Below are 16,630 nucleotides of genomic sequence, written 5' to 3' on the forward strand. Positions count from 1 at the left end.
GCTTGCGATAAATAGCGTTATGAAGTGTGGTTTAATCCGCGTAATGAATCACTTACAATAAAGAAAAACCAATCAGGTAAAGTCATGAAGTTTACTCCTGCATTACAATCAGCCACCTTAATTAAGCGCTACAAGCGCTTTTTAGCCGACTTAAAAACTGCCGATGGCGCAGAGTTTACAGCTCACTGTGCTAATACAGGCAAAATGACGGGCTGTGCAGAGCCTGGGTTTAAGGCTTTTTATTCAACCAGTGATAATGCTAAACGTAAGTACCCTCAATCCTTGCAATTAACTCAGAACCAATTCGACCACTTAATTTGTGTTAATACCGCTATTGCAAACCAGGTTGTGCTAGAAGCTTTAAATACAGGCGCGATTGCTGAACTTGTTGACTATCAAACCATTGCTGCAGAAGTAAAATACGGCCAAGAAAATAGCCGTATCGACTTTTTACTAACAGATGAACATAAACCCCATTGCTATGTAGAAGTAAAATCTGTGACATTACTTTCACAAACAGAACCACACTCCGGACAAGGGTATTTTCCGGATGCAAAAACTGAACGTGGCCAAAAACATGTCAGGGAATTAGTAGAAATGGTACAGCAAGGGCATCGTGCCGTTCTGCTTTTTGCAGTTTTACACGACGGTATCAATCAAGTAAGTGCAGCAGAACATATCGATCCGAAATATGCCCAGCTTTTGACTGAAGCTATAAAAAAAGGGGTTGAAGTGATTGCTTATAAAGCAGAAATTTCAGCCAGCCAGATCAGACTGGCTGAAAAAGTACCTTTTATTGCTTAGTCATTGACAGGTCGACTTCATCAATCAGGTTAAGCTCAATATCTTCATCTTTAAAAAGTAAAGGTCTAAGCTTAGCCGACTGAGAATAATAGCGACTTTGATCATCAAAATGTTCTGAATGTGAGTCTGAACTTTGTGACATGGTTAACAAACCTTTTGCCTCAGGGCCATTTTCTGTAAAGTTCATTACAAACATCCAACTAGAGCCATAGTTAACAGGGTATCCCTGCGGCGTTAAGTTTGATGCAAGAGGTTTACCCGTCACAGCATCATTTAGAACAGCATAATCCGTGTAGGGGATTAGTGTTGAACGCGTTAAGTTACTGCGATCATATCTGAACACGTTAAACCCACCTTCCACATGCATAGGACCAGCCCAAGGTAGCTTTTCACCTGAGCCACTGCCACCGGCAAGTGATTTTTCGACAAACTGTAATTCATCTAAGCGACTATCCAGTGCAACATTATTTGCTTGTAAATTATAAACAGCATGTGCCAATGCAGTTAAAGCAACTTTATCTTTGCGTAATGTATTTGGCGTATTAGCAGGGTTAGTCACATCAAAATTGTCATAAAGATGCTCTTTTGCGTTAAATAAGTGCGCAAACTCGCGAAATAAAGCAGCACCTTGCGTATCTAAGTTCATTTTACCATCGGCATTAGCTAATAAATCACATGCTTGGCTGATATAAACTTGCGTACCGTTACTTAATTCAATTGGTAAGTCCCCTTGTGCAAAACATTGTAATGCCAGCTCTTCAAACACTAAACTCTCAAGGTAAAAGTGATTACCAACTAATGCCTGCTCTAACTCATCCAAGGTAAATTTAGCATCTTCGCCTCCTCCTTGCTGAAGAAGCTTCAATCCCATTCTTGTTCTTAGTGATAGGGGTTTATGCACATCACCATATTGAGCCGCAAAGCCGATGAGTGGCTCGTTAAGATTAGTAACCCAATAGCTGTCATTAGAATTTTGTACATAATCTGTGCGTGTTAATTGCGGCGCTTCGTTAAATGGTACTTTGCCTTGGCTTTCAAATAGCTTCATATTGCCAGGAACAATGTCAAAGCCGACGGACTCTCTCAAAGCAACAAGCTCTGGTTGTAATCGAATGGCTAAGTTCGCTTGATCGTCAAGCTTTAAAACCGTGCTATCGTCAACATAAAAGACATTACCTTCTTTGTCTGCTGCCATGGTGTTATTGAAAGACACACCATCAAACTCAGCAAAGGCTGCTTTCATATCTTCAAGGCTTACAGCTTGGTTTAAAGCCGACCACTGAGCAACGACATCCATATTAAATTCGTTAGCATCTTTTATCGTAAATGCTTGAGTATCACTCCAACCTAAGCCATTTTCTACAGGTGTTTCGAGCATTAATCCATGATGGCTATAATAAAAGGGCTTGCTCAACTCAATTGTGCTGCCAGCACCAGTAGCCACTTCAACAGTAACGACTTTTTCAGTAATTGAGTACTGCTCATCTTCAACACTATAACTCATTCTATCATTTTCATTTAAAGCCAATTGATAAATTAAAAAGTGACGCGCAGTCGAAAAAGTATGCGTCCAAGCTACATGCTCGTTAAAGCCAATATTAATAACGCCCGGCATTCCCTGAAGACTCCCCCCCATTACATCCATAGCACCAGGTATGGTCAAATGAGACTGCCAAAACCGCAAATTTCCCTCATAAGGAAAGTGTGGATTAGCGAGTAATCCTCCTTTGCCATTGGCCATCATGTCTTTACCTAGGCCCCAACCGTTTGAACCCAAATGTTTATATTTTTTTTCAAGTTTAAATTGCGCAGCTTGCTGAGCAATGTTGTTAGTGATACTAGAAACAGCTGAAGGAGCACCGCTCATTGGTACAGGTAAATATTCATTGCTATCCCCAGGGTTGGCAAAAAAAGCTAACTCTAAAAAATTAGCTGAACTGGCTAACTGCACGGTAGCCATTGAATAGGCAAGCATATCTTGTGCTGTTAGTTGAGTAACCCAAGGTTGCGATGCACACTCTGGAGCAAGGTTTTCAACACCGGTGTCTGTTACGTATTTATTAAACCCCTGTACAAACCCCTCGTAGTGGGCGCGACTGTCTTCATTCAGTTCATCATAATGTTGCAGTGCGTACTCATTCACTCCTAATGCTTTATAACCAAAGTCTGATATTAAGTGCTGTGAATCTCCACTTCCAGCAACCTTATCTGGGCCATAGTATTTTGAGCGTTCGCCTCGCACTTTAATAATTTGGTCCGTTAATAAGCAAGCATGATCTTTTGCATATGCAAACCCTGCTCCAAACGCCAAACTCTCTAAATTTGCTGCTGTGATATGGGGTACACCATAGGTTGTCCATCGCACATTCGCTTGTAACGTATTGCCTTCGGAAAATGCAGGAATATCTACTTTTACAACTGGATCTGGGTCAGGGGTAACAACGGGAGCTGTGGTGTCATTGTTATCTTTATCTGAATTACAGCCGACGAGCAAAGCCGCAGCAATACCGATTAGCAGGGGATTGAGTTTCATTGTGGATCCTTATTATGATTGTATGTCCACCCCCCAGCTTGCCTTAAATAGTAGGCTAAATCTTGACCTTTCACGCAAAAAATTGACTTTGCGCGCCAACTAATGCAGCGTTACTTCTATTAAAATAATAATAACTATGAATGACCTATGTTTTATATCAGTTGCCAGATAATTCGCTCACTTGTATTTTTTTTAGAACGCCAAGGCATGTGTAGCAAACAAATTGAAGCTTTGCTCGGTGAACGACTGAAAGATTTGGACGATGTAAGCGCCCGCTTTCCTATCGCTGACTATGATTCACTCATGCACTATGGCGATAAAATATTACAACAAGAGCATATTGGGCTGGAGTTTGGCAACTCTTTAAAAGCACAAAATTGGGGGCTATTAGGTCATGTTGCATTAGTGAGCAAAAACTTAGAAAAAGCACTGGAGCATGCACAGAGATTAAGCAAAACAATACGAAACATTGGTCACATTGAACTCGTTTCTGAAGACGAGTTTTGTCGTCTAAGCTGGCATGCTCAAAGTAACATACAGCATTACATGGTAGATGAATTATTTAGCAGTTGGCTTTCATTTGCTAAGCACTGTTGTCACAATCATGCCGATGTTAGCCTTGAAAAAGTACAGTTGACTAGACCCACCCCAACCCCAGAAAGTTTAACTGTTTATAAACAGGTTTTTAATTGCCCTATTGAGTTTTCAGCTAACTCAAACTCTCTTATTTTTAGTAAATCGATTCTTAAATGTCGACTGCAATCTCCTAACCCCGAGCTTGAAAACATTTTATTATCTCAAGTCGATACAGCTGTATCACAGCATGATTATGCCTCGCAGTTAGTTACTTTCATTAATACCCAATTGCCTCACATACCGACCCTTGAGCAAGCATCAATTCAACTCAATATTAAAAAACGCACTTTACAACGTCACCTTTCAAATCAGCAACTTAGTTTTTCTAAACTCATTGATCAGCAACGAAAACTACTTGCAAAAGAGATGCTTCTAAAAGGCCTATCTGCACTGGAAATTAGCAACAAGTTAGGCTTTTCTGAACAAAGCGCTCTACAACGCGCCTTTAAGCGTTGGTACAAAACCACGCCAAAAAAGTTTTTAGCTTTATATACTATTTAAGTTGTATTATTTTTTTTTGCCCATATAACTTAGCAAATTTAAAAAAATGACGAGTAGTTAAGGGCTTACCAAACCGCCCATAATTATTTGAGCAATCATTAGCACAAGGTCAAGAGGATTAATTAAAAATAAATTTGCCTCAGTCTAATGATTCTGCTATTTATAGCCGCCGGCTAACGCTGGGCAAAATATTAAGGATTTAGGAGAAAGTTATGCCAGACCAAAAAAGACTAGGGTTATTGGCTCAGGCCGGGTTGGAACCATACCAAGAACAGCCAGGTGAAGAGTACATGAATGAAGCACAACGTGCTCATTTCAAAACAATTTTAGAAGCTTGGCGTAACGATTTACGTAACGAAGTAGACCGTACTAAATCGCATATGCAAGACGAAGCAGCTAACTTTCCGGATCCAGTAGACCGTGCAGCACAAGAAGAAGAATTCTCATTAGAACTTCGTACTCGTGACCGTGAGCGTAAACTGATCAAGAAAATTGAAAAAACGATTCAATTAATCAAAGAAGATGACTTTGGTTTCTGTGAATCATGTGGTATCGAAATTGGTATCCGCCGCCTAGAAGCGCGTCCTACAGCTGATTTATGTGTAGACTGTAAAACGCTTGCGGAAATTAAAGAAAAGCAATCTGGACGCGGTTAATATCCTTTAATTAGCCCATGTCTACCACAGCCGTTAACACGCCAATGCGTGAATATCGTGGCCGCTTTGCGCCATCCCCTTCAGGGCCATTACATTTTGGCTCACTTATAGCGGCTGTGGGTAGCTTCCTTGATGCAAAAGCAAATCAAGGAAAATGGTTAGTACGCATTGAAGATATCGACACAACGCGTGTTGTAAGCGATGCTAGCGACGATATATTACATACCTTAGAGGCTTACGGTCTTTACTGGGACGAGCCTGTCATATACCAAACCCAGCGTCATGAGCAATACCAAGCCATTGTTGACGAGTTAATTTCGCAAAACCTTGTTTATGCATGTCATTGCACGCGCAAAGAAATTAAAGCAATCGGTGGAATATACCAAGGCCACTGCCGGTATAAAAACCACGCTTTAACTGATTCAGCGCTACGTTTAACCCAGCAATTTGCAACCAGTCACTACCATGATTTAATTCAAGGTGAAGTGTATGTTGATAGCCAACTTGCCAAAGAAGATTACTTAATAAAGCGCAGCGATGGTTTATTTGCTTACCAACTGGTCGTAGTCGCCGATGATATCGCACAAGGTATTACAAGAGTCGTTCGCGGCGCTGATTTACTCGAGCCGACTGCACGACAACTCAGTTTGTTTAAGCAACTAAATAAACCGGCCCCAGAATACGCCCACCTTCCTTTAGCGGTAGCTAAACCTGGTTTTAAGTTATCAAAGCAAAATTACGCCCCAGCAATAGCAAAATCAAATCCAAAGCCCGCGTTGTTCGATGCCTTGCGCTTTTTAGGTTTAAAGCCAGAAAGTTCACTATTATCGTTAAGTACTGAACAGATGTTAGCTTGGGCTGTTGAAACTTACCGCCTTGAACACATACCAAAGGTGCAAGAAATACAAGTTAGCGAGGATCCTAACTCTCCTTTTTGTAACTTTGTTACTATTGAAAAATAAATTGCCAATTTTAAAGGCCGAGTAACTTAATTTTTCAGCCCTGCTGGTATATGATAGCGACCCAAAGTGTGCGAATCATCAACACCTTAATTTAGCGCCATTTAAAACACACTGATTACACGTCAATCTCACATCGGCGAAGTATCAAACAAACGCTATACTTGATGAGTCGCAAAGTCCGCGTCGTAGGAGACAGATTATTATTTCTAAGCTTTTTCAATTTTGTCGGCAGATTATTGGCCCAAATGCCACGACATCAAGTGATGCTTTGCCAACGAGCGAGTTACCTTTGGTGATCGAGCGCAGTGAACATGGTATTTCGCGCAAACAATTTAGCCCAAATGCAATCAAAGTATTGTACCGCCTTAAAGAAGGTGGTTTTGATGCCTACCTTGTAGGTGGTTGTATTCGAGATATATTGTTAGGCCAACAACCAAAAGACTTCGACGTTGTAACAAACGCAACCCCTGAGCAAATCAAAAAGCTATTTCGTAACTGTCGTCTAATTGGTCGTCGTTTTCGTTTAGCCCATATCGTGTTTGGTCGAGAAATTATTGAAGTGGCGACCATGCGCGGCCATCACGAAGCCGAAGAAAGCAAAAATCAAATTAGCCAATCAAGCGAGCACGGCCAACTCCTGCGCGACAATGTCTATGGCAGCATCGAAGAAGATGCCGAGCGCCGCGACTTTTCGATAAATGCACTTTACTACTCAATTAACGACTTTTGTATTTATGACTATGCCAATGGCATTAGCGCGATAAAAGCAAAACAAATTGAGCTGATTGGCGACCCAGAAACACGTTACCGTGAAGACCCTGTGCGCATGTTACGCGCAGTGCGTTTTGCCACCAAACTAGGAATGAGCATTGCACCTGGCACCGAAAAGCCAATTAAAGGCCTTGCTAATTTACTCGACCATATTCCGCCAGCTCGTTTGTTTGAAGAATCACTCAAGTTGTTCTTAAACGGCAAAGCAGAAGAAAACTACTTAATGCTACGCCAGTATGGTTTATTCAAAGCATTATTCCCTGCGCTTGATAAAATCTTAGATGCTAATCCTGAAGGCTTTGAACATACGTTTATCCTGCAAATGTTTAAAAACACCGATAAGCGTATTAATGCTGATAAAAAAGTCACTCCAGCCTTTATTTTTGCAGCCCTTTTGTGGTTCCCATTACTGAGCATTGCTAAAAAATTACAACAACGCGATCAACTTTCAGAGTACGATGCATTTGCACAAGCGATGAACAAAGTACTGAGTGAAAACGCACAACATGTAGCAGTACCAAAACGCTTCACACTGGGTGCACGCGATATTTGGCATATTCAGCAACGTCTTGATAAACGAGGTGGTCAACGTGCTTATAGGCTGACTCAACAGCCTCGCTTCAAGGCAGCCTATGATTTCTTACTATTGCGTGTGCAAGCTGGCGAAGAGCAGCAAAAAGAGCTTGCTGATTGGTGGACAACCTACCTAAGCCAAGACATCAACGGCCAAAAAGAGATGGTTAAAAATTTAGGACACCAAGGTGGCCCTAAGCGCCGTCGTCGCCCACGCAAGAAAAAAGTAGACTAAGTATGCATACCGTTTATTTAGGTTTAGGTGCCAATTTAAACGCGCCACGTAAACAAATTCATGCTGCTGTCGCTGCCCTAAAAGCATTAGAAGATGTTGAGTTTGTTTGTGTATCCCATGATTACGCAAGCAAACCCATGGGGCCACAAGATCAACCCGATTATGTTAATGCGGTCGCATGTGTTAAAACTGCACTTATGCCAGAGCAGTTGCTTGATTTAACGCAAGCCATTGAGCTTGAGCATGGCCGTGTTAGAAAAGAACAGCGCTGGGGTCCGCGTACCCTTGATATAGATATTTTATTGTTCGGTAATGACGTAATAGACACCCCTCGCTTAACCGTGCCTCATTATGGCCTAACAGAGCGAGAGTTTGTTGTTTACCCCTTGTTGGAAATTGCACCAACACTTGTACTACCGAATAATCAATCACTTGCTGATATAACAAAAACGTTGCCTTTAAACGATTTACAACAACTCCCTCAGCAGTAATCAACCAAGGCTAAGCCTTAGAGGAAATTATGTCTAAAATCACCGTTTCAACCTTGAATAAAATGAAACAAGAACAACAAAAAATCACCGCATTAACAGCTTACGATGCCAGTTTTGCTAAATTGTTTCATGATAATGGCGTCGAGGTGATTTTAGTTGGTGACTCTTTAGGTATGGTATTGCAAGGTGCTGATGACACATTAGCAGTAACCAACACAGAGATTGCTTATCATACACGCTGCGTACGAGCAGGTAGCCGTGAATTATTTGTAATTGCTGACTTACCCTTTATGACCTATGCCAACCCAACTGATGCCTGTAAAAATGCTGCAGAGCTGATGCGTGCTGGGGCAAACATGATCAAGCTTGAAGGTGGCGAATGGCTGCACGACAGCATTCGTGCGATGACCCAACAAGGTATTCCAGTATGTGGCCACCTAGGCTTAACACCTCAGTCAGTGCATGTATTTGGTGGCTTTAAAATTCAAGGTCGTGAGCAATCTCAAGCCGATAAAATGGTTAGCGATGCGAAAGCACTTGAGGCGGCAGGTGCGCAGTTACTTGTTTTAGAATGTATTCCAAGTGAGCTTGCTAAACGTATTACTGATGAGCTGAACATTCCTACCATTGGTATTGGTGCAGGTAATCAAACTGATGGGCAAATCTTAGTTATGCACGACTTAGTTGGTATTTCAGCAGGCTATATTCCTAAGTTTTCAAAGAATTTCTTATTAGAAACCGGCAATATGCCAGCAGCAGTGCAAAAGTATTGTGAAGATGTAAAAAGTGGTGCTTTCCCAAGTACCGAACACGAGTTTAAATAAATGCAATCAATCACTGAAATCAAATCGTTACGCAGCCAAATCAAAGCTTGGCGTCAAGCAGGCCTGAGCATTGCACTAGTGCCTACTATGGGAAATTTACACCAAGGTCACTTTTCACTGGTTGAAAAAGCCAAAACCTTAGCTGATAAAGTGGTTGTGAGTATCTTTGTGAACCCAATGCAGTTTGGGGCTAACGAAGATCTTGATAGCTACCCACGTACACTTAACGAAGATAAACAAGGTTTAGCTGAACTCGGTACTGATATCGTGTTTACACCCTCCGTTGAAACGATTTACCCAAATGGTTTAGGCGAGCAAAGCTTTGTCGATGTGCCGGGTGTTTCTATGGGTTACTGTGGCGGCTCGCGCCCTGGTCACTTCAAAGGCGTCGCAACCGTTGTCACTAAGTTATTTAATTTAGTACAGCCTGACTTTGCTTGTTTTGGTGAGAAAGACTTTCAGCAGCTGCAAGTGATTAAAACCATGACACGCGATTTATCTATCCCTGTAGAGATAATTGGCGTACCTACTTGCCGTGAAATCTCTGGGTTAGCAATGAGCTCTCGTAATGGCTATTTATCTGATGAGCAAAAAGACACTGCAAAAGTACTGTTTGCCACGTTAAATAATACAGCAACAGCACTGAAGCAAGGCAATGCAGACATTGCTACACTTGAGGCTGATGCAAAAGCACAGCTTGAAAGTGCAGGCCTTAAACCTGACTATTATGCGGTAGCAGAGCGCTCAACATTAAAGCCTGCAACAACGGCTGATAAACAACTTGTTATTTTAGCTGCTGCTTATTTGGGCTCAGTACGTTTAATTGACAATTTACAAGTTGAGCTGGATTAAATAGCAATAATCTGGGTAAGATGGATTGCAAAGAAAAGACATAAACTAGGGATAAGCATGAAAAAACTACCTGCAATTGCAGCAACATTATTTGCTATGACATTACTGTCTGCCTGCTCAAATAAAATAGAAAACCCAGAAATGCAACAATGCGCTCAACAAAACTACCAATGCGAGGCAAGCTGTGAACAACAAAGCACTGCTGATGGCTTAGTTCATAAGGTGTGTAGCAACAAGTGCATCGAAGCTTATAATCAATGTAAAGCTAATGCCGAAAAATTAGGTGAAGTTAAATAATACTTACTTTTAGCTCGCTTATTAGGGCACTGAAACCTGTTCGGTGCCTGCACTTCTCTTCTCGATTACAATTTCATTTCCATAATTAAGCCTCTGGTAATTTTGTTCATATTTTTGTTTACCCTTTAATCTATTCATATTAGGGCAAGCTTTCGTTCATTAAACTTCTCTATATTGGTGACGAATAAACAACTGCAACCATGTAATTGTTTCTCACTAATTTCAAAATTTTACTCTTCGCATTTAACTGCACCAACTCAAAGTCATTGAGATTATTAGTTTTTATTTTGGGTTCAGTAATTGCTAAGGGATATGAATGAATTAACGTGATTTACGGCTAAAGGAAAATTGAATGAGACCAGAAACTCGAACCAAGCTCTTCAGTGCTGCTAAAAAGAAGACCTTATTGGGCGTATTATTAGCCATGAGCGCAGGTCATACATACGCAATTGAAGAACAAGATCAATCAAACGTAACTAAAACAGAACAAACAGCCGTTAAAGTTCAAGCAGCCGAAAATGAAAAACTGGCCTCAAAGGAAAAGGCTGCTGTTGAGCTTAAGCCTGAGATGATCACTATTCCCCAAGAAAAGCTATTTGATGTTATCACTGCGCGTGCTAAAAAACTCGCTTCAGAGCCTTATGTAGCCCCGAAAGATCTTGAACTTGAGGCGCTCACAAGCATCAATTACCAAGACTACCGTGCAATCCGTTTTCGTACTGAGCAAGCGATTTGGAAAGATCAAAGCCTTTATGAAGTGCAGTTGTTCCACCCAGGCTTTTTATATCGTTCACCGGTTGCAATTAATACTCTTGAACAAAACGCTGAAGTAAAAAGTTTACCTTTTAAAACAGATTACTATCGTTATGATGCAACTGCTGCCCCGTTAGAGCAAGAGATCAGTACTGCGATTGCCAATACACAACTTGGCCATGCAGGTTTTCGTTTGCATTTTCCACTGAACAACAACCAGTACAAAGATGAAGTGGCTGTGTTCCAAGGTGCTTCATATTTTCGTTTAGTTGGTCCGCACCAAGTATATGGTCTGTCAGCCCGTGGACTTGCGGTGGATACTGCTCTTAGTTCAGGTGAAGAATTCCCTGTATTCAAAGAGTTCTGGTTAGTAAAACCAGCACCCGAAGATACCACTATCGTGCTCTACGCATTATTAGATAGCCCATCTGTGTCGGGCGCCTATCGTTTTGAATTAACACCTTCGACCAACACTGAAGTGAAAACTCAAATGCAAATTTTCGCCCGCAAAGACATCAAAAAGCTTGGTATTGCCCCGCTAACAAGTATGTTCTACCACGGTGAAAACAGTACTAAGTTCTTCGACGACTACCGCCCTGAAGTACATGACTCTGACGGCCTTCTAATGCAATCAGAACAAGGTCAATGGGTTTGGCGCGCACTGAATAACCCGAAGAAGCTAAGTGTCACTTCGTTTAGCTACGAGAACCCGAAAGGCTTTGGTCTTGCACAGCGAGACCGTGACTTTAATAACTACCTTGATACCGAAGCACATTATCACAACCGTCCGAGTATGTGGATTGAGCCAGAAGGTAATTGGGGTAAAGGGCGCGTTGAGTTAGTAGAGATCCCAACAGATACAGAAACCAACGACAATATTGTTAGCTACTGGGTGCCAGAGCAGCCAATGAAAGCCGGTGACAGCTTAAGCTTTAGTTACAAGCTTTCGACTTTCAATGCCACGCTTGCAACTCAAGATAAAGCGAGTGTGTTAAGAACTCGAATTGGTAGTGCAGCATTACCTGGTGAAGACAATCCACCACCAAAAAGCCACCGCCAATTTACCGTTGATTTTAGTGGCGAAACCATTAATCAACTATCAGCTAATTTTGCCATGCAAGCGGATCTTACACTCTCTGCTGGGCAAATAAGCGATAAAACGGTACAGCAGTTACCAAACAATCAAGGATGGCGCGTAGCCTTTAAAGTGGCGCCAGAGGGAGATAAGCCAGTTGATATGCGCTTATCGTTAAAACTACGTGATAAAGAAATCAGCGAGGTATGGAGCTATGTCTGGTATCCAAACGACGTCCAATAGTAAAGCGTTAGAAGCAACAGCAATGCCATTTAAGAAAACCCGCGCTTGGCTTTTTTCGAGCCTAGCGCTCAGCATTACCGCCTATGGCGTGTGGATCATGTTCGATATTTTAAATTCTAACGGCATGACACCGCTTGAGTACGCTTTACTGGCATTATTTACAGTCACCTTCGCGTGGATTGTTACAGCCTTTTGTAGTGGCTGTATGGGCTTTATCTTGCAATTATTTCGTATTGACCCGTTGACCTTAAAACGTCAAAAGCCAATCGAGATTAATCAGCATGCCTTGAGCCAAACGAAAACAGCCATTGTTATGCCTATCTACAACGAAGATACAGAGCGTGTAATTGCCGGTTTTGAGGTTAGCCTTCGCTCGCTAGCCAAAACAGGACAAATGCCACATTACGATTTTTACTTACTTAGTGATACGCAAGACCCTGAAATCGCACGTAATGAACTAAAAGCATGGAATGCTCTCACTAAGCGTTTAGGTGATTTAGCTGCGCATACTTTTTATCGTCGCCGTGAAGACAACAAACACCGTAAAGTAGGTAACTTAACTGATTTTTGTGAACGTTGGGGCAGCCAATACGATCATATGATTGTGCTTGATGCCGATAGCATTATGACGGGTCAATGTATGCTTGAACTGACTTCTAGCATGATCAGCAATCCAAAATCAGGTTTGATCCAGACGATCCCTATTCCGGTTCGCCAAGACACGTTTTTTGGTCGCTTTTTACAGTTTGCATCGATTTTATATAGCCCAATGTTGGCAACTGGTTCTGCTTTTTGGCAAACAAACCAAGCAAACTACTGGGGTCACAATGCAATTATTCGCGTTGAAGCATTTACAAAATGCTGCGGCCTGCCAGTTTTAAAAGGCAATGCCCCATTTGGCGGTGAAATCTTAAGTCATGACTTTGTTGAAGCTTCACTTCTTCATCGTAGTGGCTGGGATGTGTTACTGCTGAGTGATGTTGAAGGTAGCTACGAAGAAGTGCCAAGTAACATTCTCGATTACGCAATTCGAGATAGACGATGGGTGCAAGGAAATATCCAGCATTTAGGTTTATTGCCAAAATCTGGCCTGAAGCTAATGAGTAAAATGCACTTTTTATTTGGTGCCACAGCGTATATTTCATCGTTAATCTGGTTATCAATGCTGGCATTAAGTACCTTAGATGCAGTGACTCGTGCTCTTAATAGCGACGTATACTTTAACCATGCTTATCAGCTTTTCCCAACCTGGCAAATTGCCAAAACGGATCTAATTGATTCGTTGTTATTCATTACTGCCGTATTACTGTTACTACCTAAATTAATGGGTATTATTGTGACTTTAGTACACCGTAATAAAGCCTTTGGTGGCACGATGAAGCTAATTGCAGGTTCACTCATCGAAACGGTTTTTGCTATTGTGATTGCGCCGCTAATGATGGTATTCCATAGCTATTTTGTCGTGTGCGTATTTTTAGGTAAAAAAGTGAGCTGGGATGCACAGCCTCGTGAAGGTAGAATGGTACCGTGGAAGGAAGCGATTGGTTATACGTTATTTTCGACTATTACCGCGATTATTTGGGGCTCGGTTGCTTACTATTACACACCGACCTTCTTTTGGTGGTTATCACCTATTTTAGTGGGCCTTATTTTAGCAGCGCCAATTGTACGTTACTCAAGCAGCATCGGCTTAGGTGTGAAAATGCGTAAAATGGGCTTATTCTTATGTCCAAGTGAAGTTGAAAACGATGATACCTTAGCGGCACTTCGTGTACATCAACAAGAAATTGGTTTACCTAAGGATGAGCACGCTGACTTTAGTATACCTGCACTACCTAATGAATACCCAACGGTAATGCCAATTCAAAGCTTTAAGGCTCCCTCGGGTAAAAAGCGTAAGCAAGTACGTCTTGCTCAGCAACGCATTAAGGAAAAATTATTTGCTAAAAGCTAAACGAAAAAAAACCGCTCACTGAGCGGTTTTTTCGTCTATGTCTGTATGGTTGTTACAGAAGGCCTAGCTTTTTAAGTTCAGCCATTGCCATTTTACCTGAAAGTGGCACATAACCATCTTTCTCAACAATTTTTTGACCGTCTACAGAAAGAACCATTTTTAAGAACTCTGCATCGATTGGTGAAAGCGGCTTGTTAGGGTGCTTGTTCACGTAAACGTATAAGAAACGAGATAGTGGATATTTACCTGTTGCTACGTTTTCTAATGTTGCATCAACAAAGTTGTCGCCTTTCTTAGAAAGTGGAACCGTACGTACACCTGATGTTTTATAACCGATACCTGAGTAACCAATCGCGTTCACTGAAGAAGAGATTGACTGTACTACAGATGCAGAACCAGGTTGTTCGTTTACGTTGTTACGGAAGTCACCTTTACAAAGTGCTTTCTTCTTGAAGTAACCGTAAGTACCCGATACTGAGTTACGACCGTAAAGCTGGATATCTTTTGCTGCCCAATCGCCCTCAAGACCTACTTCGCTCCAACGATTAACCTGTGCATCAGCACCACATTTACGTGTTGAAGAGAAAATCGCATCAACTTGGTCAATACGTAAACCTTTGATTGGGTTATCTTTGTGTACGAATACAGCAAGAGCATCGATTGCAACGCGTACTTCAGTTGGCTTGTAGCCGTAACGCTTTTCGAATGCTTCAATTTCTTTTGACTTCATACGACGGCTCATTGGGCCGAAGTTTGCTGTCCCTTCAGTTAATGCTGGAGGAGCAGTTGAAGAACCCGCTGCTTGGATTTGAATGTTTACGTTTGGATAGAAGCGCTTGTACTCTTCTGCCCAGAACGTCATCATGTTTGCAAGCGTGTCAGAACCTACAGATGAGAAGTTACCAGAGATACCACTTACTTTAGTGTACTCAGGCATATCTTTATCAACTGCAGCTGCTTGTGCTGATACAAATGTTGTTACAGCCACACCCATTGCGGCAACGAGATTTTTGAATTTCATAGGGGTTACTCCGATTTGTTCGTCCCATTTCCTAACTGCGGTCTACTCTAATGACACTAGATGACAGTTAGATTACCCTTAAATGACATTTTTATGACTTTGCCGTTTTCTTAATATTATCTGTTAAACGCACGACTTTTTCGCTACCAAATGCAAACGCAAAGGTCGAGCCTTGGCCTAATTTACTGCTGATATCTAAACGACTGTCATGCCTTGTAAGTACATGTTTTGTAATCGCTAAACCTAATCCAGACCCACCTGTAGTGCGGCTACGAGCCTTATCAACACGATAAAAACGTTCCGTTAAACGGTTAATATGTTCAGCAGCAATACCATCACCATTATCGGTCACACTAAACGCGGCTTGGTTATTTTTAAGCTGCCAATCAACCACAATCTTGCCACCGGGCTTGGTGTAATGAATGGCGTTAAACACAAGGTTAGAAAAGGCACTTCGTAATTCATCTTCGGCCCCTTTAATGTCTAAGCTCGCATCAACATTAAAGATAAGCTCATGGCCTTTGTCTTGGTTTAATGACTGTGCTTCGGTTTGAATATAGGTAAGTAACTGCGGCACATTAACCGGCTTATCGTTATCTTGACGACGTGCCCCTTCAATACGCGACAACGACAATAATTGATTAACCAGACTGTCCATGCGCTTACATTGTTCAAGCATGGTAGTTTGCGCTTTTTGCCACATTGCAGGAGGTGGTAAGCTATCTGAATCAAGCATTTCTAAGTAACCGGTTACCACTGTAAGTGGTGTTCTCAGCTCATGAGAAACATTGGCCACAAAATCTTTACGCATCTGCTCAAGTTGCTTTAAGCGAGTAACATCACGCACCACCATCATCAACTGTGAACTTGCATAGGGCATAACACGAAACTCTAAGGTTTGATCGTAGCTGTGGCCACCATCAAGCTCGAGCGGTTCATCGAAACAGGCTTTATGCATGTACTTTGCAAACTTAGGATCGCGAATAAGATTATCTAAGCGTTGCCCATGATCGGTAGGCCACTGTAACCCTAAAACCTTTAAAGCCAATTGGTTACACCAAATGATGCTGAGATCTTTTTGTAAAACCACTACCGCATCAGGCACAGCCTCGGCGCCATCACGAAAGCGGCGTATTAAGTCTGCAAGTTCATTACGTTTTTTACGGTTTCGATGTTGTAAGTGATAGATCCCTTCAAAGACTTGCTCCCACGCTCCCTCCCCTTCGGGTGGGTTGAAACTACGTTGATTAAGAAGCCAATCGCTGAGGCGATATAATTGATGATAATGCCAAATTAGCAGTGCAAAAGAGCCTAAAAATAAAAGCAAAAAAGGCGCACCTACAAGTACGCCAACTAATAACAAGGGTAAGAAATACATAAACAGGCGTTTTGCTAACGCCTGTTTATTCACTACTCGATACATACACTCACTTTACCTTAAGTATGTAA

The 16,630-nt window shown here is 41.8% G+C and carries 14 protein-coding genes; 11 read left to right on the forward strand and 3 right to left on the reverse strand.

The window, feature by feature from the left end:
• Window positions 1–84 precede the first annotated feature (84 nt).
• Entirely contained in the window at window positions 85–804 is a 720-nt protein-coding gene (gene sfsA / locus BIZ38_RS14985; RefSeq protein ID WP_187490635.1) for a DNA/RNA nuclease SfsA, read from the forward strand.
• Here the strand turns inward: sfsA and BIZ38_RS14990 are convergent.
• Window positions 794–3,337, reverse strand: coding sequence for a penicillin acylase family protein (locus tag BIZ38_RS14990; RefSeq protein WP_187490636.1), 2,544 nt, complete (start codon window positions 3,335–3,337; stop codon window positions 794–796). The two genes, sfsA and BIZ38_RS14990, sit on opposite strands and share 11 nt — an antisense overlap.
• Before the next feature lie 147 nt (window positions 3,338–3,484).
• On the opposite strand from BIZ38_RS14990, the gene BIZ38_RS14995 reads away from it, so the two are divergent.
• From BIZ38_RS14995 to mdoH, 10 genes are all read left to right on the forward strand, one after another.
• Window positions 3,485–4,474 (forward strand): AraC family transcriptional regulator, encoded by a 990-nt coding sequence (locus BIZ38_RS14995; protein WP_187490637.1) that lies wholly within the window; start codon window positions 3,485–3,487, stop codon window positions 4,472–4,474.
• A 212-nt stretch (window positions 4,475–4,686) separates the two neighbouring features.
• Entirely contained in the window at window positions 4,687–5,130 is a 444-nt protein-coding gene (gene dksA, locus BIZ38_RS15000; RefSeq protein ID WP_054551179.1) for an RNA polymerase-binding protein DksA, read from the forward strand.
• A gap of 17 nt (window positions 5,131–5,147) precedes the next feature.
• Window positions 5,148–6,092, forward strand: a complete 945-nt coding sequence (gene gluQRS, locus BIZ38_RS15005) for a tRNA glutamyl-Q(34) synthetase GluQRS (protein ID WP_187490638.1) — start codon at window positions 5,148–5,150, stop codon at window positions 6,090–6,092.
• Window positions 6,093–6,384: 292 nt separating this feature from the next.
• Window positions 6,385–7,671 (forward strand): polynucleotide adenylyltransferase PcnB, encoded by a 1,287-nt coding sequence (gene pcnB / locus BIZ38_RS15010; protein WP_235373295.1) that lies wholly within the window; start codon window positions 6,385–6,387, stop codon window positions 7,669–7,671.
• Window positions 7,672–7,673: 2 nt separating this feature from the next.
• Window positions 7,674–8,162, forward strand: a complete 489-nt coding sequence (gene folK, locus BIZ38_RS15015) for a 2-amino-4-hydroxy-6-hydroxymethyldihydropteridine diphosphokinase (protein WP_054551177.1) — start codon at window positions 7,674–7,676, stop codon at window positions 8,160–8,162.
• Between the two features lie 29 nt (window positions 8,163–8,191).
• On the forward strand, window positions 8,192–8,986 hold the full coding sequence (gene panB / locus BIZ38_RS15020; RefSeq protein WP_054551176.1) for a 3-methyl-2-oxobutanoate hydroxymethyltransferase: 795 nt from the start codon (window positions 8,192–8,194) through the stop codon (window positions 8,984–8,986).
• Window positions 8,987–9,838 carry a pantoate--beta-alanine ligase gene (gene panC / locus BIZ38_RS15025; protein ID WP_054551175.1) on the forward strand — a complete coding sequence of 284 codons (852 nt, stop codon included), beginning with the start codon at window positions 8,987–8,989 and terminating at the stop codon, window positions 9,836–9,838.
• A gap of 96 nt (window positions 9,839–9,934) precedes the next feature.
• Window positions 9,935–10,135, forward strand: coding sequence for a hypothetical protein (locus BIZ38_RS15030; protein ID WP_370625252.1), 201 nt, complete (start codon window positions 9,935–9,937; stop codon window positions 10,133–10,135).
• Between the two features lie 352 nt (window positions 10,136–10,487).
• Window positions 10,488–12,206 (forward strand): glucan biosynthesis protein, encoded by a 1,719-nt coding sequence (locus BIZ38_RS15035; protein ID WP_187490639.1) that lies wholly within the window; start codon window positions 10,488–10,490, stop codon window positions 12,204–12,206.
• A complete protein-coding gene (gene mdoH / locus BIZ38_RS15040; protein WP_187490640.1) occupies window positions 12,178–14,160 on the forward strand; it encodes a glucans biosynthesis glucosyltransferase MdoH in 1,983 nt (660 codons plus the stop codon). The genes BIZ38_RS15035 and mdoH overlap by 29 nt, the downstream gene beginning before the upstream one ends.
• A gap of 52 nt (window positions 14,161–14,212) precedes the next feature.
• Here mdoH and BIZ38_RS15045 read toward each other — a convergent pair whose 3' ends face one another.
• Window positions 14,213–15,181 carry a PstS family phosphate ABC transporter substrate-binding protein gene (locus BIZ38_RS15045; RefSeq protein ID WP_054551171.1) on the reverse strand — a complete coding sequence of 323 codons (969 nt, stop codon included), beginning with the start codon at window positions 15,179–15,181 and terminating at the stop codon, window positions 14,213–14,215.
• 91 nt (window positions 15,182–15,272) lie between these two features.
• Entirely contained in the window at window positions 15,273–16,604 is a 1,332-nt protein-coding gene (gene phoR, locus BIZ38_RS15050) for a phosphate regulon sensor histidine kinase PhoR (RefSeq protein ID WP_138616392.1), read from the reverse strand.
• Between the last annotated feature and the right edge of the window lie 26 nt (window positions 16,605–16,630).

The organism is Pseudoalteromonas sp. BZK2, from assembly GCF_014349195.1.
Classification (GTDB): domain Bacteria; phylum Pseudomonadota; class Gammaproteobacteria; order Enterobacterales; family Alteromonadaceae; genus Pseudoalteromonas; species Pseudoalteromonas simplex.